Below are 24,557 nucleotides of genomic sequence, written 5' to 3'. Positions count from 1 at the left end.
GCAGCAACTTTCAGATTCTCCTGAAAAAATCAAGAACTGAATCCTTCTTTTCGCTCCCAAAAGGCGCAAAACAGCAACCATCTTTGCAAGTGCATTTGCATTACCGCAACCCATGATTCGTCAAACCAAACGGACCCGGCAATTAAAATAGTATACTTTCAGATAGTTCTTGGAAAAAGGACCGTGTCGCTGACAATGGCACAGACCATGCTTTTTATAGCGCCTTTTGAAACATGAAAAAGAAAGGGGAATTTATTATGCATGTTGGGAAATTATATGCCAGAGACAAAAAACCAATCATTTCTTTTGAATATTTTCCGCCCAGGAATGAAAAAGCCGCGCAGACCTTTGGCAAGGTGGTCGACAATCTTGCCACCTTGGCGCCGGATTACATGTCGGTTACCTTCGGTGCCGGTGGATCGACCCGGGAAGGGTCCTATCAAACGGTAAAGCAATTGGTGGAAGACAAAAAGATCCCCACCGTAGCCTATCTTGCCGGATTCGGCCTCGCACCGGATGAAATAACCCAGGTGCTGGACAATTATAAGGCGCTTGGCGTGGAGACGATTTTTGTCATCCGCGGGGATCAGCCCCAGGACCCGAATTTCAAACCGCACCCGGAGAGTTTTGCGCATGCCTCGGATATCATCGCCTTCATTAAAAAAGATTATGATTTCTGTTTGGGCTGCGCCGGCTATCCCGAAGGCCACATTCAGGCCGAAAGTCTTGAAAAGGACATCGACTATCTCAAGCTCAAACAGGACAATGGCGCTGAATATGCCGTTACCCAGTACTGTTATGACAATGATGTGTTTTTCAAATATGTAGAAAAATGCCAAGCCGCCGGTATAACGATTCCGATCATTCCTGGAATCATGCCGGTCTACACCGTAAAAATGACCAATATGCTGTCCAAAGTCTGCGGGACCACCATCACCGATGATATGAAACGCGGCCTGGATCAACTGGACCCTGAGGATAAGGATGCTGTGCTTGATTTTGGTGTCGATTTTGCCGTTGAGCAGTGCCGCGGATTGATCAAAAACGGCTTTTCGACCCTGCATTTTTACACCATGGATCGTAGCCGGTCCACCACGGCGATTGTCAATCGTCTGCGTGAGGAAAAGCTGCTGTAGAGTTAGTTAGTTAGTTAGTTAGTTAGTTAGTTTTTTTGTTGGTTTGTTTGTTGGTTGGTTGGTTGGTTCGTCAACCATGGGATACGTATGCGTGGCGATTATCGCATGGCCACGCATACGCGTCGCTTCGCTTTATTGTGCTAACAGTTTGACCATCCCCCGCTGGGGCTGCCCCTCAAGACAGCGGCCGACAATGATCATGCCCAGCCAGCTTTCTTTCTCGGCTTTGATTTTTGCCAGAATCGTCTCCAGGGTGCCTTTGACCACTTTCTCCTTTTCAGCAAAACCCGCATTATAAACAACCGCCACAGGAAGGTCGTTGGGGTAATAGGCCTTCAATTTGCCAACCAAGCTGTCGGCATAATTCAGCGCCATATAAAACGCCATGGTCACCGGGTACTTGGACAAATCTTTTAAAATGGCCTCGTCTTCGGGCCTGCCAAATAAAAACATCGGCGCGGTGAGCATGACAAACCGTGTGTCATAGGCCGGAATGGAGGATTTTTTAAGCGCGGCCATCGAGGCTTGAAAGCATCCCAAGCCGGGGATAATTTCCACTTCATCTTCTCTTAGCCCCTCGATCACCCGGTGCGATGGACCGAATACGCAAGGATCACCGCTATCGATTACGGCCACGATTTTTCCCTGGCCGACTTCATTTCTTATGCGCGCAGCGGTTTGATCCCAAAACCGGATTCTCTCTTCCTCGTAAAGCTTTTTTTCTTCTGGCCCGAGTTTTTGGACATCGCGCCAGCTGTATTTAAAATTTCCCCGCCACGGATCGCCGAGTATGGTTTTGCCTTTTAAATAGGTTGAAAATCGTTTCGAGACCTCATCGGAGCAAAAAATAACGTCGGCCTTTTGCATGATGTCGATGGCCTTGCCCGTGGCATGCTCAGGACCTGCCGGTCCGGCACCAATCACGTAACATTTGCCCTGTTTGCCATCCACATGGGCACCGGCCAAAGGAGAAAACAAAAGCACGATAAAACAAACGGCCAACGCACAGAGGCCCCCTTGCAAGGGTAGTCGGTGATACATTCTCATTTCTAGCCACCTCAATAGTAAAAACCGTGGGGATCCGGCCAGATCATGGCCGCTCCCCACGGTTCGGGGTTAATACTTCAGGGTCATTTCGATGCCGGCATTGGTGCCGGGCATGTCATAGCCATAGCGCAGTTGATATTGCTGGTTGGTGACATTGTTGACATAGCCTTTCAGGACCAACTGACAATCCTTTGGCAGCCAGAAGGTGTGCTGGGCACCCACGTTGACAACAATCACATCATGCATGATTTCGTGCTGTTTGTTGTATCGATCGCCGATATACTTGGCATTGAGATTGACCACCCCATCTTCCCAGAGTTTGTAGTCAAGCCCCAAAACCACCTTGTTACGCGGCTGGGCTTGCAGCAAATAATGGGTGTTTTCGGTATCCATGGGATGGTTGTCGGCATTCCAGTCCTGATAGGTGTAGGCCAGATAGCCACTCAAATCCTGCCGGAAACTTCGCGACAGCTCCGCCTCCACCCCGTATACGAGCATATCGATGTTGTACACCAGACTCGATGCCTCACCGCTGATGTAATTGTGCTGCTGATAGTCGCTGATATCCGAGTAAAAAAATGCAGCCCTGAACTTCGTGTCTTGCCAGAGCCTTTTGATGCCTCCAATTTCATATGTCCATGATGTTTCGGTTTTGAATTCCGGATTTGCCTTCAAGTATTCTTCTTCGGACCCAGCCCGGGCCCATCTCCAGAGATCTCAAATTCAAGGCATGCGCATTTCGCGGCTGACGGCGGCATAAAGGGAGATTGTCTCGTTCCAGTTATAATCCAGCCGTGCCTTCGGGCACCACTCCCTTTCCACGCGTGTGGTGGGTTTTGAGGTATCCCCCAATTCATAGGCATCGCTTTGGAATTTATACCAGCGCGTCCCGAAGGTCAGGCTCGTATCCGGGTTGATGTCCCATACATCCTGGGCATATAGTGCGGTAATGGCGTAAAAATCCTTATTGGATGGCGTGCCCTGATTACGATAATCGCCACCAATGGATAAATAATGGGCTTCAAAAGCATTGAAATCCAAATAATCCATGGCGACCCCGCCGGTAAATTCTTCCTTGTAATTGGAACTGTCCGTGCCATCGACATTATGCCGGTATCGGTCCCGCTTGGACAACTGCTGGTAGACCTGCCCCCGCAATTGCCCAATGGGCAAGGGCTGCTCGAGGAGCAGACTCTGGTCGTTGACCGTGCGTTCCCATTGATTGGCCCCGCCGGCATAACAGGTGCCCTCATAGTCATGACTGAACGTGTCCACATCCCCGGCCTTGACCACCGGATAGTCCGGGTCATAGCCAGACGCCGGATCATCGGGATCATTGATCACGGCATATCCGGTAACCGTATCCACATGGTCGATGCCGTAGCTGATCATCCCATCAGTGGGTAAATAAAGCGTCAGGCGACCGTTGATGTTGTCCGTATCATAGTCGTTACCCCGCAGATACCCGTCGCCCTCCCGGTGCGCCGCGGCGATGGCGTATCCGATATGATCCAGCATGCCACCATTGACACTGGCGCTGTAGCTTTGGTTTCCAAAAGCACCAAAGCCCATCTTGGCCGACCCACTGGGCCTGAGATCGCGGGTCTGTTTACCTTTCTTGGTAATCAGATTGACCGCCCCACCCATGGAAAAGGGGAACAAGAGCGAATGACTGCCACGGACAACCTCGATGGTATCCACGATATCAAGCGGAATGCTCGTCCAGTCGAGTTTGAAATATCCATGACTTCCGTGAAGCCTGATGGGACGGCCATCCATAAATACCTGGTACCGGGACTGGTCCATCCCTCTAATATAAACACCCTCATTTTGCGCCGGCGTCACAGACGAGGAAAGCACGTTGATGCCAAGGGCTTCACTCAGAATATCCTGGATGGTATCCACCTTACCGGCTTTTTTGAACTCATCCACGTTGATGATCGTGGCCTGCGGTGTCACGACCATGGATTCATCCTTTAAGGGATGATCCCTTACAATAACCTTGTCCAGCCGGTAGACCTTTTCTTCCTCGCTTTTTTCCTCCACCTGAGCAAAACCCAACGGTGCGATGCAAAAGAGTAAGAAAAGACCAATCCAGCCCGAAAGGCCGAACTTAACGATCTTCATGTTCGCTGTCCTTTTTGGAAATAGATGTCTGATTCAATGCAGTTAGCGATTGACCTCGGAAATTGGTATCCGGATACCCCCAAAGGGTCCCGTTGACGAAGGGATGGCGCGGTAGTATGATCAATATTGAAGCATCCCCTCGATCCCGAGGGACTTCCTTGGGGGGAGGAAGCATCAATACTCTTGCCGGAGTCTGCTTCCTCCCCCACCACTATTGTTATAGACTTTCTTGTCCACCTCCTTCCTTGCCCCAATGCGAGTAAACCATCGGGATTGATGTTCTTATACCCTGCCCTTGCGCAACATTCGCGCAAAAAAAAGCCACGAAACCATCACCCCCATTCATGGGCGAATGCCTTCGTGGCCAAAATTTACGAACAGACTGAATTATTTATGCAAATCGGGCGGCTTCGGCCGCCACTATTTAAGTATTTGCTCGCTTCAGTAACACCTTGGATATCGCCTGTCAATAGCCAAACCTGTCCGGATCATGGGTAACCGGGCATGTTTTTACTCGATCCGTTGAACAAGGATATCGGACACATTGGCCATTTATGGGTGAGCACTATCTATGCGGAAAAAGATTTGGTGACGATGCTCAAGAACACATCATCGAAAACATCCAGGCTTGGCCGCTCCGGGTTTTTGGGAATCTTTTCGGGCAGCATGGCGATTTTTTCACTGATATAGCGATCGATCGCTTCCGGTCGGGCCGCCTTGTATGTCTCTGGGTGCTTTCGCTTAATGCCGATCAATGTGTTTACCTCATCTTTGAACCTCGGCGCCACTTCAATGCCGGTAAATACATCCGAAATATGCATGGGCGGGTGTGAACGGTGCCGGATGATCCATTCGCAACACAAAAGGGCACGGACCGCATACATGATGGTTTTCAGTTTTGCTTTTTTGTCATTATCCAATGCCTTCGCATATTTTCTGGCCATGGAAAGATAATGGTGGCACGCCGTTTCAGGCATGAACGCCCGTTGGGATAACACAGTCAGATATTGAAGCAAATGGGGCAAGGTGCGGTATTGAATCGGTGAGGACAGCCATTCCATCAGTGGCACACTGGATTTTTTCATCAACTGCAGCGCCTTTTTCAGATCCCAGCCGTTGATATCGAGAACCTCATCGACCGGCAGTTCGATCACGTCTTTCTTATTGCCGATGGTCATATACCACTCGGGCCTATTTACGTAGAATAGATCTCTTCATCGATATCATCGGGACTGTTTTTTTTCTGGTCGCCGCCGGTGGTGAAATTGTAACATTTTTGCACACGGTTGAGCAAAATGTCCCGTCTGGAAGGCAGGTATATACCTTTATAATCGATGTCCGAAGCATCGGTGGCCGTGCCGTAAAGGTGCGATCCGAATTTCATTTTAACGATTAGGTCCATGTCCTTCTCCCCCATCATGCCTTCGAACATTATGGAGCCTCCTTCAGCTTCGTTTCGATTTTATGTGCCGGATCATCCCGCCCGCGTCGGTGCAAAGGCGCGATCAGTTCCTTACAAAAAGGCTCGCGTTTGGAAAATAGGAAGCTAAAAATTAATTTTCCAGCACGAATGTATAGTGTACCGAAAATTGTGCGTCAATGGCAACATAAACACAATATATTGTATGGCGTATAAAATGGATTATGGTGGATATCGTAGGTCGGGTTGAGTGCAACGATAACCGACAACAGACTAAAACCACTTGCTTTCAATCTGCAATATGGCCTTATCCAGATAAATATGCTGAAATGTTTCAAAAATATTGACAGTCAGGCTCCTCACACCTAAAACTATTTTGGGGTAAGTCTCATTTCATGGTGACCCACCGGATCCTCAACAAATACATCAAATTTAAATATTTCAGGTCACTATGCCATTCTTTACGAAAAGGATAAGTTAACAAAGGTAGAATTGGAGAACGGTTATTAATGGCTGGCGAAAAGAAATCAGAAATCTTGAGCAACCTGAATCTTCTTAGACTGTTAGTCGGATATCTTGGCGAGAAAAAGCAACATAACTGGTGGGATACCAACTTTCTGAGCAAAACCGGCCTGCAGTTTCTTGAAATCAATTTTCCTCGCACGGCCTTTGCCGCCGGATGTAATTCGGTCACAGAAGCCGCCAGGCGGGTTCACGATGAGCGTATTGGAAAAGGCGGTGTTTTTCATTTATTCCGTTTTCCCAACGACATGGAGGAGGACCTTCATCGGTTAATGTTTTCCGAGGACAACAGCGACCGTATGGCTTTGATTGAGTCCGGGGAAACAGCTTTAGATGCACTTAAATCCATGGTAACAAACTCAGTTGGTGCCCCCGAAGGTCCGGTCCAGGTTGGTGATTCCAAAAACATGTTGCAGGATACCGCTATCCAGGAGCTTGCCGTTCATTATTACGAAGCATTCCAGAACCAGAAAATGTGTTTTCCATATTTCAAGGCCAATTAATGTCAGATCAAAAGAAATATACAACCGAACTGTCCAAGGGACAGGGCATGATCGCTGAAACACTGGCTCTGCTCCAGCTTTGGACGCCGGGTATGAGTGTGGTTGAACTAAAGGCCGCAGCGGTTCAAGATGGAGTTATTGGAAGGGCGACATCCATCCGGGTAAAGGATATCGTCGGCCGGGTTTTTGCCAAACGTTACCTGCAAGATCAGGATAAACCGGCCATCTATTTGAAGCAGTTGATGGACTTGGGCGTGTCCGGCAAAATGATGGGACAGATTTTTCTGATCCACACCGCACGTGTCCATGATGTGCTGCACGATTTCATATGCCAAGCTTATTGGGATAAATACATAGCCGGTGAGAGCATCATCAGGCGTCAGGATGCCCTTGATTTTTTAGAACGTGCCGCGAACAATGGGGTAATCGCACCACGTTGGTCGGACACCATGATGCTCAGAGCCGCTCGCTATCTGACTGGCTGTTTGACAGACTTTCAGTTCGCCGGTGACGATCGTGCTGGCAGACGTGAAATCCTGCCCGTCAGTATTTCTCCCCTGACCACCCTTTACCTTGCCCATGAGATCCACTCTTCTGGCTTTAGTGATAACGCCTTATTGGAGCATGAGGATTGGGGCTTATTCGGCCTTGAGCCCATGGATGTACGTAATGTTCTGGAACGGGTGGCCAACGGGCATTTCATCCCGCAGTTTTCAGGTGACTTGGTGCGGATCAGTTGGAAATACAAAACAATGGAGGAGGCGCTCAGTGGAATCGCTACAGCAGGACTTTGATGAGTTGCGCCAACGGCTCAAGCAGGGGCGCCGTTTCGATGTTGCCGGCGATGACCCGGTCTTTTACCTGGTGTTCCATCCGCAGAAAATACTCACCGTCAAACAGCGCATGAAACAGTGGCGGGCCAAGCTGGAACTGGAAAACTGGAAAGTACATACCTTTTCCATGGCCCAAGCCATCCATCAGCTTTTTCAAAATGATGATCTAAGGGAGGTTTGGCTGGATGTCGAGGCCGAAGCACCCCTTGAATTCCAGGAAATCAACACCACCCTGGCCGATGTTCTCACCGCTGATGATGCCTTGAAAAAGATGCTCGATGAAACCCTGCAGGGTCTTGCCGGCCAGGCCGATGCGATTTTGTTCGTGACCGATCTGGAAGCCCTGCACCCCTATCTGCGGGTGGGGACCATCGAGCAGCAACTTCAGGGCCGGTTTACCGTGCCCACGGTCATTCTTTATCCCGGTGTCCGCGCCGGCAGAACCACGCTGAGCTTTTTAGGCATTTATCCGGAGGATGGAAACTACCGCTCCACGCACATAGGAGGGTTTTAGTCATGGCTGCCATTCGTGAATTGTTCGACGCGTCCAAACCCATCGATCGCCGCATTGAAAAAGTCATCACTTACGAGGCCACCAACGAAGAACTACTCAAACGCGAGATTCAGGAATATGTCGCCACGGAGAGCATCGAAAACCACTTTGATCGCATGCTTGACCGGCTGGAAGAAGGCATGAGCGGCGGCGGTGAGATCGAGGCTGGCGTCTGGGTGTCCGGGTTTTACGGCTCCGGTAAAAGTTCCTTCACAAAATACCTGGGATTCGCCCTCGACCCATCCCGCCAAATCGATGGCAAGCCTTTTTTGAATTGGCTCCAGAACCAGTTCACCTCCGGACCGCTGCGCCAGCGCATGGCGACGGCCGCCAAACGCTTTCCGGCGGCGGTGATCATGCTCGATCTGGCCAGCGAGCAACTGGCCGGCGCCACCATGGCCGAAATAACCACGGTCCTGTACCACAAGGTCATGCAATGGGCCGGCTATTCCCGCGATGCCAAAATTGCCTACCTGGAGTTCATGCTGGAAAAAGAGGGCCGCCTGGAGGATTTTCAATCGCGTATTGCCGAGCTTTCCAAGGGCAAAACCTGGCATGAGATCAAAAATCGGCCATTGGTAATCAAAGCCCTGGCGTCCCGAGTGGCCTCGGAATTCTACCCCGACCTTTTTCCGGACAGCAAAACATTCAACCAGATCCGAATCGAAGAGCAACTCAAGGAAGACGACCGGGTCAGCCAAATGCTCAATCTGGTCGAACGCAAAGCGGGCACGAAAAACATCATTTTCATTCTCGATGAGGTGGGCCAGTACGTGGCGGCCCGCGATGACCTGATCCTCAACCTGGACGGACTGGCCAAGAACATCAAAAATCTCGGCAAGGGCCACTGCTGGCTGATCTCTACGGCCCAACAAACCTTAACCGAAGACGACCCCCGCGCCGCCACCAACACGGCCAAGCTGTTCAAACTGAAAGACCGTTTCCCGGTCACCATCGATCTGGAAGCCAGTGACATCAAAGAGATCTGCTACACGCGTTTGCTGGGAAAATCATCCCAGGGCGAAACGGAACTCAAGGCACTTTTCGACCGCTACGGATCACAGTTACGCTATGCCACGGAACTGAAAAATACCAAGTACTATAAATCGGATCTGGATAAGGAGAGCTTTTTCAAATTCTACCCATTTCTTCCCCACCATTTCGATATTCTGCTGCAGCTTCTCGCCCGCCTGGCCAAGACACGCGGCGGCGTGGGGTTGCGGTCGGCCATCAAGGTGATCCAGGATGTATTGGTGGATCCGGGCAAGGTCCGCAAAGGCGCCACCCTCCTTGCTGACACCGAAGTTGGCACCCTGGCTACGGCAGTAACCTTGTTCGATACCCTGCGGACGGATATTGCAAGGCCTTTTCCCCACATCATCAATGGCGTGGACAAGGCGGAAACCGTGTTTGGGGCGGGCACCCTGCACAGCGGCATTGCCAAATCGGTGGCCGTGCTCCAGATTTTGGATGATTTTCCGGTCAGCCGGGAAAATGTGGCCGCCTTGATGCACCCGGCGGCGGATGCCGCAGCCCTGCACGATGATGTGAGCAAGGCCGTGGATGAACTGCTTGCCGATCCTGCCATTCCTCTAAACGAAGTGGACGGCAGCCTGCGTTTCATGAGCGAGGCGGTCCTCGATCTTGAAAACGAGCGTCTGAAAATCCAGCCGCGCATCGCCGACACCCGCAATATTTTCAATACTGCCTTAAAGGAGATATTCAAGCCCGCACCGTCTGTGCGTCTCAATGGTACCCGGGCGGTGAGTACCGGTTTCAAAGTCTATTCCGGCGCCATGCCGGTTGCCCTGGCCGGAGATAAGGAACCGATTCAGACCCACATCGAATTCGTTTCCTCCGGCGCATACGATGCCAAAAAAGATGAGCGTATCACCGAGTCCCAACAGCGCGCCAATGCCAATACCGTTTTTCTCATGACCGTCGAGGACAAGGGTCTGGACGATATCCTGGTGGATATTTACCGTTGCCGGGAAATTTTTCGCCAAAACCGCAACAAGGGGAAGGACAAGGATGTAGAGGAATACCTGCGCGCTCAGGATCAGCGTGCCCAGAAGCTGGACAAGGAAATTGAGTCCCGCCTTAAGAAATCACTGGCCGCCGGTTCGTTCATTTTTCGCGCTAAGCCACGTGCGGTTGGGGAAATGGGCGCGGATGTGGTCAGCGCCGTTAAAAAACACCTGGAGAGTGTGGCCGCGCAGGTGTTCGACAAATACGCCGAGGCTCCGGTGCAAACCGAATCGGCTACGGCCGAGCGATTTTTAAAAACAGAGAACCTGCCTAAGATCAGCGATAAGTATGATCCCTTGGAACTGGTTAAAAAGGGCGGCAAGACTCCCATCGATACCCAGCATCGGGCCATCGTTTCGGTCAGGGACTACCTGGAGAAAAACGGACAGGTGGAAGGCCGCCGGCTGCTGGACGATTTTTTTGCGCCGCCTTATGGCTGGTCCAAGGATACCACCCGTTACATTGTAGCGGCAATGCTGGTGGCCGGCCTGATCAAACTGCGCATCAGCGGTGAAGACGTCACCGTTCGGGGCGATACGGCCATCAACAGCCTTAAAAACACCAACGGGTTTAACAAAATCGGCATTGCCCTGCGTGATGCCCCGGTGGACCCGGACAACCTCCTGCGATCCCGCGACCGCCTGCTGAAGCTGACCGGCGACGAGGTAATGCCCCTTGAGGAAGAGATCAGCAAGTGCGTCATGCGCCACTTTCCGGATTACCAGCAACACTATGCTCCCTTGGCCGTGCAGCTCGAAAATTTAAAGCTTCTGGGTTGCGACCGCGCTCAGAGCATCCAGGACAATCTGGCCGAAATTCTCAAAGGCGATGCATCGGATGCCGCCAACCGTCTTGGCGGAGAGAATTGCCCGTTATACAATGATCTCTGCTGGGCACGGGAAGTAAAGAAGGCCTTTGACAACGGTATTGGCGATGTAGTGAAAAAAGCCCGAGAGCTACTTACCGAAATCCCCAAACTGCCCGCAACCGGCACGCCTGGTGAACTGGTCAATGTGACCGAATCCCAGCGCATGGAATTGGAGGGACAAATCGCTCGCGAAGACTTTTTTAACCACATGGCCGATATGCAGAACAGCATTGCAGACATTAACGGTCAGGTGGAAAAGGCCGCCGAAAAGTTCATTGCCGAATGCACCTTGAACCTGGAAAAGGAAAAAGCCAAAATTCCAAACATGCCCGAGTGGGCGCGGTTGGGCACTGAGGACAAAACCCGCCTGGCCGGTGAAATCGACAAACTTGCTGTCACGGCCGACGCCAATCTCAACGGTATCCAGAAGCTGCTCAACGATAGTTTCTATTTTTCGAATGAGATCGCCCGCCTGATAAAAGAGATCCAAACCCTCGCCCGGGAAAAGGGCGATGAAGACGACGGCGATAATGAAACCGAGGTCATCGATGTAACCCTGGACGCGCCGACCATCATCCAATCGGCCGATACCCTCGACGATCTGATCCGGCAACTGGAAGCCCTTAAAACGTCCCTGGATCAGGGCAAATCCATCAAAATCACCTGGCGGTAACCCATGGCGTTCGATACCGATACCCGCAACAAGCTGGCCAAACTGGTGGCCGATGCCCGCACCCTACTGAACAACGATTTCACCGAACAGCTCCAGGAAATTTTCGGCATCCAGCCCGATGGCAAGATGACGGCCATGGATAAGCTGACTCACCTGGACGACTATCAGCGTGAAACTGCCCGCATCCTGCGTGAACGGGTGGCCCATCTCGCCAGCGGCATGAAAACCGAGAAAAAGCCACTGACCTCGGCTGTGGACCGCATGACCCGTGAACAGTCCTTTACCATGCTCAACCGTTTTGCAGCCCTGCGCATGTGCGAAGAGCGGGGGCTGTTGCAGCAGTGCGTGGGGGGCGGACTGAATGCCAAGGGATTTCAGGTCTACCAACAGACCGCCGGCAGTGCGTTAGGCGGACAGTATGAGCGTTACCGCACTTTCCTGTTTTGCGTGTTCGACGAGATTGCCGTGGATCTGGGAATCCTGTTTGACCGCTTTTCCTCCTTCGGTCTGCTTTTTCCCAGAGAATCAGCCTTGATCGAGTTGCTGGAAATCATCAATCGCGAGGAACTGAAGCACATATGGGTGGAGGATGAGACTATTGGCTGGATTTACCAATATTTCAATTCGCCCGAAGAGCGCAAGGCCATGCGCAAAGCATCAACAGCCCCACGAAACACCCGGGAGCTGGCCGTGCGCAACCAGTTTTTTACACCCCGCTATGTGGTTGAGTTCCTTACCGATAATACACTCGGCCGTATCTGGTATGAGATGCGCAAAGGAGATACCGCGCTAAAGGATGAGTGCCGTTATCTGGTAAGGCGTCCCAACGAGGTGTTTCTTGAAGCAAATGAAAAGGCACCGGCCGAAGCTGAAGGCCAAACCGAACTTTCCCATGAGGAACTGGTCAAGCAAACGGTTTATATTGAGCATCGTCCTAAAAAAGACCCGCGGGATATCCGAGTTCTTGATCCGGCCTGTGGTTCAGGCCATTTCCTGCTCTATGCTTTCGATCTATTGGAGAGGATTTATGAAGAAGCCTGGGAGGATTTTGAAAGCCCCAGTTTCGAAAACACCGGCCGAACCTTACAAGAAGACTTCGAAGACTTCGAAACTCTCGATGATCTGCGCCGGGAGGTTCCCAAGCTAATTATGGTCCACAACCTGCATGGCATCGACATCGATCCCAGATCCGTGCAGATCGCAGCGTTGGCTCTTTGGCTGCGGGCACAGAAAACTTGGAAAAACTTTGGCCTCAAAGCGTCTGAGCGGCCACGAGTGGCCAAGTCGAACATCGTCACCGCCGAGCCCATGCCCGGTGAAGCTGAGATAAAGGAAGAGTTCACCGCTGGTCTCAAACCACGGGTTTTCGGTCAACTTGTCGATGCAGCGTTCGAAAAGATGAAACTAGCTGGCGAGGCTGGATCACTTCTTAAGATTGAGGAGGAAATCAAGGATGTCGTGTCTGAGGCCAAGGCTCAGTGGTTGAACGGTCCAAGGCATGAGCAACAACTCCTTTTTCCTAAAATGGGTGATCAGAAACCAAAACAGCAGGTATTGCAGTTCGACTTCAAGGGGTTTACTGACGAAGGGTTCTGGGAGCAAGTAGAAGATAGAATCTTGGATGCTCTTCAAAAATACGCTCAAAAGGCCGAAAATGGCAGGACGGTTTTACGGCGGCTATTCGCCAAAGATGCTGCTCGGGGTTTTGCATTCATCGATCTTTGTCGTAAACACTACGATGTTGTCCTGATGAATCCGCCATTCGGAGATCGGGTGCTATCTTGTAATACCCTTTTTGAGAAGGAGTATGGAAACGGGAAGTTTGATTTATACCACTACTTCTACGAACGCGCCGAAAGCGTGTTAAATAACTCTGGTCGAATTGGCGCAATTACACCTAGAACACTCCTTTACCAATCGCGATACATCATGTTACGTCGCAAATGGCTTGAGGGATTGATGACGCCATCCGCATTGGCTGAGCTGGATCTTGGTGTTCTTGACACGGCAACAGTTCGGCCACTTCTTGTCGTGCTTGAGTTATCTTCCATGGAGTCGAATACCTTCTACAAGAACCTGAAGCACACTAAGAGCCCAGATGTAGACTTATTGCAGGCAGTTCAGGATCTAAAGCGCGGTGAATTAGATTCTGGGAGCACTTTTCATCGTATCGCAAGGTTTTCAGAGATGCCAGGTGAGCGGATTTCCCTCTGGGCGCCCGAGGCAATCCTGGATGCTTTTAGGAAATACCCAACTCTTGAGCCGGAAGAGGGGAAGGTTACCGAAGGTCTCTCAAACGAGGATGATCTTCGCTTTTTAAGGTGCTGGTGGGAAACACCCGCTGATGGAAACCATCATTGGCGAGCATTTGGAAAATTCGACTCTCGAAGTACGTTTTTTGCAGATTTTTCGATCACAATCGATTGGTCTAAAGCCGGATACTATGCGCTTGGAGAAAGGGGAAATCGTCGGGCTAATGAAAAATATTACTTCAATGCTGGGATTGCTTTTACAAGAAGCTGTGAGGTGGGGATGGCAGCTACCGTGCTTCCAAAGGATCTTATATTTGCAGGCACATCTCGCTATTTCATCCAGAATCCATCTCGGCGCTTTGGGCTTCTGGCTTATTTGAATTCAAGATTCGCGGAAGCACTGCACCTGATTCTTACTCCAGATCGTGACCGAATCAGTGGAACACTTCGAAAAATTCCAGTGTGTATTGATAACGGAACGCTCGCTAAGATTGGTGAGATTGGAAAGCAAGTTTGGCGAAAGAAATTTTCTTGGGTGACAGAAAGAGATGAAACGCTTCGTCAGGCAGGGAATGTCATTGAAAGCTATTCCGGTTTCGGTTGTCTTCAAGACCAACCAGCCTACGCAAAAGATAAAAAATCTGAAGTCGAGAATTTAGAAGGTGAGATTGAATCAATTTTAATACGCTCCCTGCCCTTCCAAGATCATGACTTGCAGGTGCTGGAAAAAGAAGTTCGCGAGCGTTCAGGAGAGAAGGATCTTGTAGCGTGGAATGATGTTCTAACCTCATCGATAGGGGCGGCATCTTGCTTAATCTCGGTAGTGCTTGGCACTACTTTTGGACGTTGGGACATCCGTTCTGCCATCGGCGAACATCAGCCACAAGAGTTGCCCGATCCCTTCGCCCCATTGCCTATTTGCCCGCCCGGAATGCTCCAGAACATCGCGGGCTTGCCTGCTGAGCCAGAGGATCTGCCTGCTGATTACCCGTTGCGCATTCCCTGGTCCGGTATCCTGGTAGACGACAAGGAACACTTTGAGGACATCGTTGCCCGTGTTCGCGAAACTATCGAAGCCATCTGGCAAAACCGCGCCGAGGCCATCGAGCAGGAAACCTGCGATATTCTCGGCGTCTCAGACCTGCGCAACTATTTTTGCAAGCCCGCTAAGTTTTTCCAGGATCATCTGAAGCGCTATTCCAAAACCCGACGCAAGGCACCGATATACTGGCCCCTTTCTACAGCTTCCGGCTCCTATACGCTCTGGATTTACTATTACCGCCTAACCGATCAAACCCTTTATTCCTGCATTCAAGATTACGTTGATCCCAAAATAAAAGATGTCTCCGACGAAATCAGCAATGTACAGATAGATTTGGGTGAAGGCGGCAACACCAAATTGCGAGATCAGCTTGAAAAACTGATGGATTTTCAACAGGAACTGACGGAATTCAAGGACGAACTGCTGCGGGTAGCCAAACTGCCCTATCAACCCAATCTCAACGATGGGGTGATGATCACCGCCGCCCCATTGTGGAGGCTGTTCCAGCTCAAATCGTGGCAAAAGGAATTAAAAAACTGCTGGGACAAACTTGAGGCAGGTGAATACAACTGGGCGCATTTGGCTTATAGCATCTGGCCAGAGAAGGTGCGTGAAACCTGCAAGAAAGATCGCTCCATTGCCATTGCCCATGGCCTGGAGGAGATCTGTGAGGTTGAAGCCCCTAAAAAGGCCAAAAAACGCAAAAAACGGACTTCTTGAAAATAGGTTTCAAGTTTGAAGAGAGAAGTTTGAAATGAAGTCGGATTAAACGAACCGAATAACAATTACCGTGAATAGTGGTCTCTCGCGAAGACGCAAAGAACGCAAAGAAACAAATCCTGTCTGGAAGATTCTGCTTGATCGTGCCTTGATATTTTTCAGCAAGCAGGGATAGTTAAAAATATGGATATCCAAAACATCCTTCAAATCGGCGAAACCGAAACCGTGGAGTTCAAAGCAACTTTTGGAAAAGCGGTGATCGTTTCGCTATCCGCCTTTGCCAATACCGCCGGCGGAAAGGTCGTGGTGGGAGTCGATGATACCGGGCAGCCCACCGGGCTTCAGGTCGGGCCTGAATCGGAGCAGCGTTATATCAACGAAATCAAGACGGCGACTTACCCGCAGATCATCCCTCATGTCACCGCTTTTGAACTGGACGGCAGAGCGGTTCTGGTTTTCGAGATCAACGAATACCCGGTTAAACCGGTTTCGTGTAAAAACCGTTACTACAAGCGGGTCAAGAACAGCAATCATCTGCTGAGCCTGGATGAAATCGTGGATCTGCAGCAGCAGAGTCTGAATATTTCTTATGACGCCTATCCACTAAATGAGCCGCTGGAGTCATTGGATCAGTCACTGATGGAGCGTTTCATTGAAACGGCCAATACCACCGGCCGGGTCAATCTGGGTGACGATCTATTGACCAACCTGACCAAACTCAAACTGATTCAGAACGGCAAGCCCACCCTGGCCGCCATGCTGCTTTTCGGCAATCATGGATATACCTTGCATCTCGGCCGCTTCAAGGCCGCTGACACGATCATTGATGATTTGCTCATCAAGGCGCCGCTGATCACGGCCCTTGACGAGGCCATGATCTTTATCAAGAAACACATCAATCTCTCATACGATTTTGACGGCAGCCTGCAGCGCAAGGAACGCTGGCAGTATCCCCTCGAGGGATTGCGGGAGCTGTTGCTCAATGCAGTCGTTCATCGGGATTACAAAAACACGTCGGATATCGTAATCAAGATTTTCGATGATCGCATCCTTTTTACCAGCCCTGGTCGCATATACGGCAACCTGACCATTGCCGATCTTCAGCGTGACGATTATGTCTCTTCCATCCGGAACAAGCTATTGGCCGAAGCCTTCTATTTGATGGGCGAGATCGAAAAATACGGAACCGGTTTTATTCGAATCCGGCAATGGCTGAAAGAATACCCGGATGTCGGGTATGAGATCAGTGAAATGGGGGACTTTTTTCGGATTCAGGTTTTTCAGACAACCGGAAGCGACCTAAGAAACGACCTAAAAAACAAACCAGGCGACCTAAAAAACGACCTAATAAATCAACTGACTTTGCCGGACAGCCAAAAGCGGATTCTTTTGGCGGTTCTTGAAAATCGATTTGTCACCCAGCAGCAGTTGTCCGAACAGATCGGTATTACACCGAAAAACATCCGCAATAACATGGAAAAATTAAGGCAGCGGGGATTGCTGGAACGGGTCGGGCCGCTGAAAGGCGGCCATTGGAAGGTGCTGCTGCCAAAATAACCCCAGAAGGAGATGCAGAACAGTTTCCTCCAGGCCCATAACCTGGATGGCGTTTTTGAAATCGATGATTCTTCGCTGCCCGATGGGGCGGTATTGTTAATTGATGATATGGTGGATTCACGGTGGACGTTTACGGTCATTGCCGCGTTGCTTAAACGTGTAGGCTGTCCGGCTGTTGTTTCCCATGGCTTTGGCCGTGGAGAAATGGAGCCACAGCGGCATCTGGATCGTTTGTCGCAGCGATGCACAGTATCCTTTGCGGAGGAATGTTCTGCTTTTAAAAAAGATCCGGTACGTTTTCGGAGAAAACAGGAAACGCCATGAAGATACAAGACTATTTATCCCAGCATATAAAGAAACGGCTGGATGACCATAAATCGCTTTTAATTTACGATCCTGAAAAGTTGTATTGCGAGGTGGTGATGTCCTTGGCCTCCGACACGACAACCATAATCGATGGCAGTGCCTCCACCATTCTCGGCCGTGAAGCGGCCATGGAAACATGGTGCCGGATGGGGGAGAACGATGATCCGGATCTGCGCCTGGGTGTCTATCTGCCGATCGCCAAACCAACCAGCGAAAAAGAGATGCAGCAAAACCCTTATCAGATTTTTGCCTTGGCTGGTGGCGTACTTCCTGATGGGGATGGTGAGAGCTATCAGGCCATGTGCCGCAAGGCTGCACCGGATCTTGCCCCACAAATCGACAAGCTGTTCGAGGCCGGCATCCCTGATTTCGAAACGGTAAACAACCTGATTGGTGGCGGTGCCAACTGGCCAAAGCTGAAAACCCTGCTCAAGGCCGAATCCGCAACCGAGATCCTGACGGCCATTGTGGCGCCGACGCAAAAGCAGGAACAGGCGCTGACAACAGACCAGACATGGATTCCGGAATTTAAAACCTTCTTGTCCGCAGTGTTGGATTATTCACTGAAAACCAAGAGTACCAAGCTGCCCACCATTTCCGCGGAACTCTGGCGATTTTTGTTGTTCAGCGAGTTTGCTATTGATTTGCCTCAATCACTGCCCGATGCGCTCAAGGATGTGCCGTGTGCGGCGAATCGGTTCAGGTCACTTGTCTCTTCCGTGTGCGATAATCTTAGAGGCTCTGAAAAACATCAGCTGCGATACATAGAAATGGCCGAAAAAGCGGCCGAGGATTTGAATATTGAAACGCACATGGCCGGTATCATCGAGCTTGGATTGCGGGACACGTTTGCTTTTGAGGAGCGTGTTTACCTGAAGGTTTTTGTTGATGCGGTTGATGCGGATGACTACGGGCTGGCCAGGCAGGTGATCGAGCAGCGCGAACACTCCATATGGGTGCGTCACCAGGGAGAACGTCAGCAGTTATGGACTGTTGCCGACCGGGGGCTCAAGCTGTTGATTGTCGCCGATGATCTGTTGCCGGAAATCAACACCATGGCCGCTAAACTGGAATCGATCTTTGATTTTTACTGTGATCGGTTCAGGCGACTCGACCGGCTGCACCGCAATTTTGAACAGGCCGTAGCAGATGCTTATGGTGAGTTCGACGTACTGAACCGGTTTGTCGAAAAATCACGACAGTCCTACTGCAAGACGGCGGAAGCCCTGCAAAACAAATTTCTGCTGGCTGTTCAGGCCGAAGGATGGCCGGTGAGCGGCAAAATCCGTCATGCCGAAGTGTTCGCCCGTTTTGTGGCCCCATGGTTGAAGGAGCGGCGCAAAATTGCCTATTTCCTCGTGGATGCGCTGCGCTATGAGTTGGCCGCGGAATTGGACAACGAGCTGTCTACCAAATGGTCAACTGAACTGAAGGCGATCTGCGCCCAACTGCCGACCATTACATCGGTGGGGATGGCAGCGCTGATGCCTGAAGCCGATGGCAACCTGAGGTTGGTAAAGGAAAACGACGCGCTTGTACCTTTTGTGAAGGGTGAGAAGGTGCTGATTCCCAAGGACCGTCTTCATTTCATGCAAAAGGTATACGGTGACCGCTGCCACATGATGGATATGGACGATCTGGTCACCAGAGCGCGCATCACATTGCCTGAAACAACCCAATTACTCATGGTAAAAACCACCGATATTGACCAATTTGGTGAAATCAGCCCACTTGAAGCGCGCCGCTTGATTCCACGCTTGAGCCAGAAACTGCTTGCGGCCATCAATCGTGTCCGGAAACTGGGTTTTGACCGTGCTGTGATTGCCACCGACCATGGATTTATACTCTTTGATGAACAGCAGGCCGGGGATGGCGTTTTTAAGCCGGCCGGTGAATGGGATATGATGAAAACCCGATGCCTGCTGGGAAAATGCATGATTGCGGAGGGTGTTCAGGCATTCGGGAAAAGTGATGTCGGCATCGATGGCGATTTTGAGGACTATGTGGTGCCCAAAGGATATGGCACGTTTGTCAAGGGCAGCCCCTATGCCCATGAGGGCTTGTCCCTTCAAGAATGCGTGTTGCCTGTGATCAGTATCGATTTCGGCAACCCGGCACCGGAGCGGTTGAATACGAATATTGATATATGCTTGGCCTACAAAGCTGGAGCAGTGAGCAAAATAACCACACGCCGGCCCATGATCGAAGTTTCCATGTTCAGCACCATGTTCGATGAAACCATCGAATTTCAATTGGAAGCCTATTCAGGAAAAGATGTCGTCGGCGAGGTGGCGGCCAGTCAGTACGTGAATGCGGCAACCAATATGGTGACAATCAATCCTGGTCAGGCCATTAAAGTGCCACTGAAAATGGAAGATGAATTTCACGGCAGTTTCGAAGTCAGAGCCACCGATCCGACGACCGGGGTCAATTACGCCACTCTGAAACTAAAAACCGATTACCTGGATTAAATATGGACGAGCTGGATAAAAAACTCAACGAAGTATACCCCGGGCGCGTGGTGCGCAAGGACCTGTTGCACAGGATAAAAAAAGGAACCAACGTGCCTTCTTTTGTGCTTGAATTCCTGTTGGCACGCTACTGCGCAAGTGACGATCCGGATGAGATCGAGGCTGGAATTCAGGCTGTGTTTGAAACGCTTTCGAAAAACTATGTCCGGCCTGACGAAGCCAATAAGGCCCAGTCCATGGTCCAGCAGCAGGGCCGCCACAAATTCATCGATAAAATTCATGTGACCTACAAAGAGAAGGAGAAGCGGCACTGGGCCGAGATGGAGAACTTCAACTCACGGCGTATCGCCATCCCGGACAAGTTTTATCGGGATAACGACAGGTTGCTGGAAGGTGGAATCTGGGCTGAAGTGACCGTCGCGCACAATGATATCGATGAGGACGATTATGCCTTTTACATTGAGGAAATGCGGCCCATTCAGCTTTCCCGTTTTAATTTTGATGAGTACGCCGCCGGCAGGGAAAAATTTTCGCGAGACGAGTGGCTGGATGTGATCACGCGGTCCTGCGGTTTAGAACCGTCCAAGCTGAGCCACCGGCTTAAAATGCATTTTTTGGCCCGTCTTTTCTGCTTTGTGGAAGCCAATTACAACTTCATCGAGCTTGGCCCACGAGGCACGGGCAAGTCCTTTGCTTACAGTGAATTGACACCTTATGCGACGCTTGTCAGCCAGGCCAGCACCCCGACACTTTTTTACAATCTCCAACGTCATAAAGTCGGGTTGGTGGGATATTGGGATACGGTGGCCTTTGATGAAGTTGGGCGGGTCAAACTGAAAGACAAGGACACCGTCGAGGTCATGAAGAATTACATGGCCAACGGACGATTCTCCCGGGGGGTCGAGGTGATCGCCAATGCCAGTTTTGCTTTTGTCGGCAACATCGACTATTCGGTAGACCAATTGGTGAATTCAACCCAGTTCGACCTTTTTGTTCCGTTACCAACGGAGTTTGACCTGGCCGTCATTGACCGTTTCTACACCTACCTTCCCGGTTGGGAGATCCCCAAGAACAGCAGCCAGTATCTCACATCGAACTATGGCTTTATCACCGATTACATCGCAGAAGCGTTTCATCATCTGTCCAAACAGAGCCGTTATGATTATGTAAACCGGAATTGCCGCTTTGGAAAAAGCATCCAGGGGCGTGATGAAATCGCCATCAAAAAAACCATTTCTGCTCTCCTTAAAATTTTGCACCCGGTTGGTGAACCTTCACGTGAGGAACTTGATGAATATATGGCTTACGCACTTGAGGGCCGGCGCCGGATAAAAGAACAGTTGAACAAACGTAAAGCTGACGATGAATACGAAGCAATCAATCTCTCTTTTTTTGACAAGACTGACAAAGAGGTCGTTGTCTGGTGTCCTGAATCGAAGAAAGCCTCCGCAACCCAGAACCCCGTGAGAAAGCGATTACCAGGGACACCGGAACTGGAGCCGGATAAGGACGAAAAACAAGAGACTGAGACAACTATTGAGACGAATCAAAAAAAAGAACCACAAGCTGATGATTCTGCTCCTGAAGATCAAATAAATAAACTGAAGGAGCAGCATTACACAATATTTTATGGAGAGCGAGGTTTTACCTTTCAACGGATATTCGGCGATTACCTTCATGGCGCAAAAAAAGTTACCGTCACCGACCCATATATTCGTGCAACCCATCAGATTGCTAATTTTATCCGATTCTGTGAACTTGTCGTTAAAATAGGCACTGCGAAAAAGATTGAATTGGTCACCGGATTTGATGACGAATATCAAAAAAACGAAACTGCGGCAAAATTCGAATCACTCAAAGAAAGCCTGAAAGACCACGAAATTGAATTCAGCTATTCATTCAATGCGAATATCCACGACAGGGAAGTGCGTCTGGATAGTGGTTGGGTGATAAAGATTGGTCGCGGTTTTGACATCTATCAGAAGCCGGATGATTGGTTTACGATTGGTGCAAATGATTTTGAGTTGCGGCCTTGTTTGGAAACTATGGTCGATATTTTCAAAGTGGGTAATGGATCCGGGTCACCCATTAAAGGGCGGGTCACCAAGCCGGATACCTAATCGGTAGGGGTTTAGCTGAAAAATAGGTCCGTTTTTTAGCCCAAAAAGGGCGGTTTAAGTTATCGCAGCGCTTGTAGATAAAGGTTGGCTGTAAATGAAGACCCTTTTCAGGGCAAAGAAAATAAAAGGAAGAAAAAGATCAGGCAGGCTGTGTGAAATTCCTTATAAAAACCGTAACATTTCACACCGCAAATGGGTTGATCACGACAATTCCATGATATTCTTGGCTATTGTTTAAATCTTCAGAGAGGATAGACGCACAGCCGCCTCGTTCGGCAGCCGAAATGATTAACGCATCCCAATAGGAAATCTGGTACATGATATGGGTATCGATGGCTCTGTGAACCATATTCAGGTCAATCTCCTGCACCGGCAGAAGATTGAACATGGAGATTGCCTTACGCGCATCTTCCGAAGACATTGGGTTTTCTGTGACCCGAGGGCGGGTAACGACATTGAAAAATTCGCCTAATACCTGAACCGAAATCATGTGTTGTTCATGCTCGAGCCCGGCGATAAGCAATTCCTGCGAAATTTCCTGCTTACGCGGGTCGGCCGTATCAAAGGCGTATACAAGTATATTGGTGTCCAGAAATGCCTTATCTTTCATAAAGATCATCCCGGGTCCACTTTCGTTTCCCCATATCCTTGCTTAACGCTTTGAACAACGATTTCATTTCCTGTATTTTTCTGGCTTTCGAATAATTTTCCGATTCTGCAACCGCGTTTAGGTATTCACGTACCATTGCGGTCAGTGTGGTGTTTTTGTCGATTGCAATTTTGCGGACTTTTTTTATGATGTCCTCATCAACGCTTAATGTGATGTTTGGCATATTGCCTCCTGGATGTACTTGTTGGCCTTATTAAGTATTACCCTTATTATGGGTACGTATCAAGCAATAAATCGATTTAAAATCGCAGCATTTTATGCGCTGCCGCTTCATATCTTTCATGGTAGAAAAAATAGAAAAACTCCGCTATATTTGACAACCATAATCAATCGTTAATAACGAATTTACACAAAGAAGAGGTATCTTAAAGATGGCCGTTACATCCAAACTACCCCATGTCGGCATCACTATTTTTACTGTCATGTCCCAATTGGCCGCGGATCACGGGGCCATCAATCTTTCTCAAGGATATCCCGACTTTGACGCGCCCCCGGAGCTTATCGACAACGTGTACCATTACATGCGGGCGGGGATGAATCAATATGCCCCCATGCAGGGCGTTCTCCCCTTACGGGAACAAATCTCAAAAAAAATAAAGGCAATCTATGACGCCCAGGTCGACCCCCAAACCCAGATCACGATTACATCCGGCGCCACCGAAGCGCTGTTTGCGGCCATCACGGCGGTGGTGCAACAAGACGACGAGGTCATCGTAATTGAACCGGCATATGACGCCTATGCGCCGGTGATCCAGCTAAACGGGGGCATACCCGTCTTTGTGTCGCTCACCTACCCGTCCTATGCCGTGGACTGGGATCGCGTGCGCGATGCGATTACCGACCGCACCCGTCTGATTATCCTGAACTCCCCACACAACCCCACCGGCACGGTCTTTGGTGCGGCGGATATGGCTGCTTTAGAGCAAATAACCGCCAACCACGACCTGTTGATCCTCAGCGATGAGGTCTATGAGCACATTGTTTTTGACGACCAACTGCATCACAGCATGTTGCGTTATCCGGCGCTGGCGGAAAAAAGTTTTGTGGTCAGCTCATTCGGCAAGACCTATCACACTACAGGGTGGAAAATCGGTTATTGCGTGGCGCCAGCCGCACTCAGTCAGGAGTTTTGCAAAATTCACCAATTCTTAACCTTTACGTCCAACACGCCCGTTCAACTGGCCTATGCCGATTTCATGGAGAAATCGGAGCATTATTTGCAGTTGTCGAAATTCTATCAAGCCAAAAGGGATCTTTTTCGAAAATTGATGGAACCTTCCCGTTTTACGCCTCTGCCCTGCGCCGGTACCTATTTTCAAATGATGGGATACGAACAGATTAGCGACGCGCCGGACGTGGATTTTGCCCGCCGCTTGACAACCCAATATGGTGTGGCCGCGATTCCGCCATCGGTTTTTTACAATGACCGCAAAGATCATAAGGTGGTCCGTTTCTGCTTCGCCAAACAGGACCAGACATTGATTCAAGCTGCGGAGAAATTATGCCTGATTTAAGGGCGCAGGCAAAAAATAATTCCACCATCTTGCTTGTCCTTGCGTCCGTCTACGGCGTTACACCCACCGGCACATATCCTGATATGCACCGGCGGATGTGCCTTGTAGGCGAACACAAATCCAGCGCCATCTGGA

Annotated in this window: 16 protein-coding genes and 1 pseudogene; 11 read left to right on the top strand and 6 right to left on the bottom strand. The window is 50.1% G+C overall.

The window, feature by feature from the left end; all coding sequences use genetic code 11:
* The first annotated feature begins 257 nt into the window (after positions 1-257).
* Entirely contained in the window at positions 258-1,136 is an 879-nt protein-coding gene (locus Dvar_RS11890) for a methylenetetrahydrofolate reductase (RefSeq protein ID WP_419661917.1), read from the top strand.
* Between the two features lie 132 nt (positions 1,137-1,268).
* Here the strand turns inward: Dvar_RS11890 and Dvar_RS11885 are convergent, their stop codons facing one another.
* From Dvar_RS11885 to Dvar_RS11870, 4 genes and pseudogenes are all read right to left on the bottom strand, one after another.
* Positions 1,269-2,183, bottom strand: coding sequence for an SAM-dependent methyltransferase (locus tag Dvar_RS11885; protein WP_419661916.1), 915 nt, complete (start codon positions 2,181-2,183; stop codon positions 1,269-1,271).
* Between the two features lie 69 nt (positions 2,184-2,252).
* Positions 2,253-4,148 (bottom strand): annotated as a pseudogene (locus tag Dvar_RS11880) (TonB-dependent receptor).
* A gap of 731 nt (positions 4,149-4,879) precedes the next feature.
* On the bottom strand, positions 4,880-5,488 hold the full coding sequence (locus Dvar_RS11875; RefSeq protein WP_419661915.1) for a DNA polymerase beta superfamily protein: 609 nt from the start codon (positions 5,486-5,488) through the stop codon (positions 4,880-4,882).
* A gap of 17 nt (positions 5,489-5,505) precedes the next feature.
* Positions 5,506-5,742 carry a DNA polymerase beta superfamily protein gene (locus tag Dvar_RS11870; RefSeq protein WP_419661914.1) on the bottom strand — a complete coding sequence of 79 codons (237 nt, stop codon included), beginning with the start codon at positions 5,740-5,742 and terminating at the stop codon, positions 5,506-5,508.
* 497 nt (positions 5,743-6,239) lie between these two features.
* On the opposite strand from Dvar_RS11870, the gene Dvar_RS11865 reads away from it, so the two are divergent.
* The 9 genes from Dvar_RS11865 (at position 6,240) to brxL (ending at position 22,238) form a co-directional block, all read left to right on the top strand.
* Positions 6,240-6,755, top strand: coding sequence for a BrxE family protein (locus Dvar_RS11865; RefSeq protein WP_419661913.1), 516 nt, complete (start codon positions 6,240-6,242; stop codon positions 6,753-6,755).
* A complete protein-coding gene (locus Dvar_RS11860) occupies positions 6,755-7,549 on the top strand; it encodes a BrxA family protein (protein WP_419661912.1) in 795 nt (264 codons plus the stop codon). The genes Dvar_RS11865 and Dvar_RS11860 overlap by 1 nt, the downstream gene beginning before the upstream one ends.
* Positions 7,524-8,102, top strand: coding sequence for a BREX protein BrxB domain-containing protein (locus Dvar_RS11855; protein ID WP_419661911.1), 579 nt, complete (start codon positions 7,524-7,526; stop codon positions 8,100-8,102). Before Dvar_RS11860 ends, Dvar_RS11855 begins: the two co-directional genes overlap by 26 nt.
* A 2-nt stretch (positions 8,103-8,104) precedes the next feature.
* Complete coding sequence (brxC, locus tag Dvar_RS11850) at positions 8,105-11,710, top strand: BREX system P-loop protein BrxC (RefSeq protein ID WP_419661910.1); 3,606 nt, start codon at positions 8,105-8,107, stop codon at positions 11,708-11,710.
* 3 nt (positions 11,711-11,713) lie between these two features.
* Positions 11,714-15,724, top strand: coding sequence for a BREX-1 system adenine-specific DNA-methyltransferase PglX (gene pglX / locus Dvar_RS11845; protein WP_419661909.1), 4,011 nt, complete (start codon positions 11,714-11,716; stop codon positions 15,722-15,724).
* 183 nt (positions 15,725-15,907) lie between these two features.
* Positions 15,908-17,281, top strand: a complete 1,374-nt coding sequence (locus tag Dvar_RS11840; protein ID WP_419661908.1) for an RNA-binding domain-containing protein — start codon at positions 15,908-15,910, stop codon at positions 17,279-17,281.
* A gap of 12 nt (positions 17,282-17,293) precedes the next feature.
* Positions 17,294-17,605, top strand: a complete 312-nt coding sequence (locus tag Dvar_RS11835; protein WP_419661907.1) for a hypothetical protein — start codon at positions 17,294-17,296, stop codon at positions 17,603-17,605.
* Entirely contained in the window at positions 17,602-20,118 is a 2,517-nt protein-coding gene (locus tag Dvar_RS11830; protein ID WP_419661906.1) for a PglZ domain-containing protein, read from the top strand. Before Dvar_RS11835 ends, Dvar_RS11830 begins: the two co-directional genes overlap by 4 nt.
* Before the next feature lie 2 nt (positions 20,119-20,120).
* Positions 20,121-22,238, top strand: coding sequence for a BREX system Lon protease-like protein BrxL (brxL, locus tag Dvar_RS11825; RefSeq protein ID WP_419661905.1), 2,118 nt, complete (start codon positions 20,121-20,123; stop codon positions 22,236-22,238).
* Positions 22,239-22,419: 181 nt separating this feature from the next.
* Here the strand turns inward: brxL and Dvar_RS11820 are convergent, their stop codons facing one another.
* Positions 22,420-22,848, bottom strand: a complete 429-nt coding sequence (locus Dvar_RS11820) for a PIN domain-containing protein (RefSeq protein ID WP_419661904.1) — start codon at positions 22,846-22,848, stop codon at positions 22,420-22,422.
* Positions 22,838-23,071, bottom strand: a complete 234-nt coding sequence (locus tag Dvar_RS11815; protein ID WP_419661903.1) for a DUF6364 family protein — start codon at positions 23,069-23,071, stop codon at positions 22,838-22,840. The genes Dvar_RS11820 and Dvar_RS11815 overlap by 11 nt, the downstream gene beginning before the upstream one ends.
* A gap of 208 nt (positions 23,072-23,279) precedes the next feature.
* Here Dvar_RS11815 and Dvar_RS11810 point away from each other — a divergent pair, with 208 nt between their 5' ends.
* A complete protein-coding gene (locus tag Dvar_RS11810) occupies positions 23,280-24,422 on the top strand; it encodes a methionine aminotransferase (RefSeq protein ID WP_419661902.1) in 1,143 nt (380 codons plus the stop codon).
* The last annotated feature ends 135 nt before the right edge of the window (positions 24,423-24,557 follow it).

The organism is Desulfosarcina variabilis str. Montpellier (assembly GCF_048565275.1).
In the GTDB taxonomy this organism is placed as follows: domain Bacteria; phylum Desulfobacterota; class Desulfobacteria; order Desulfobacterales; family Desulfosarcinaceae; genus Desulfosarcina; species Desulfosarcina variabilis.
This window is presented reverse-complemented; position numbering and strand designations above follow the sequence as displayed.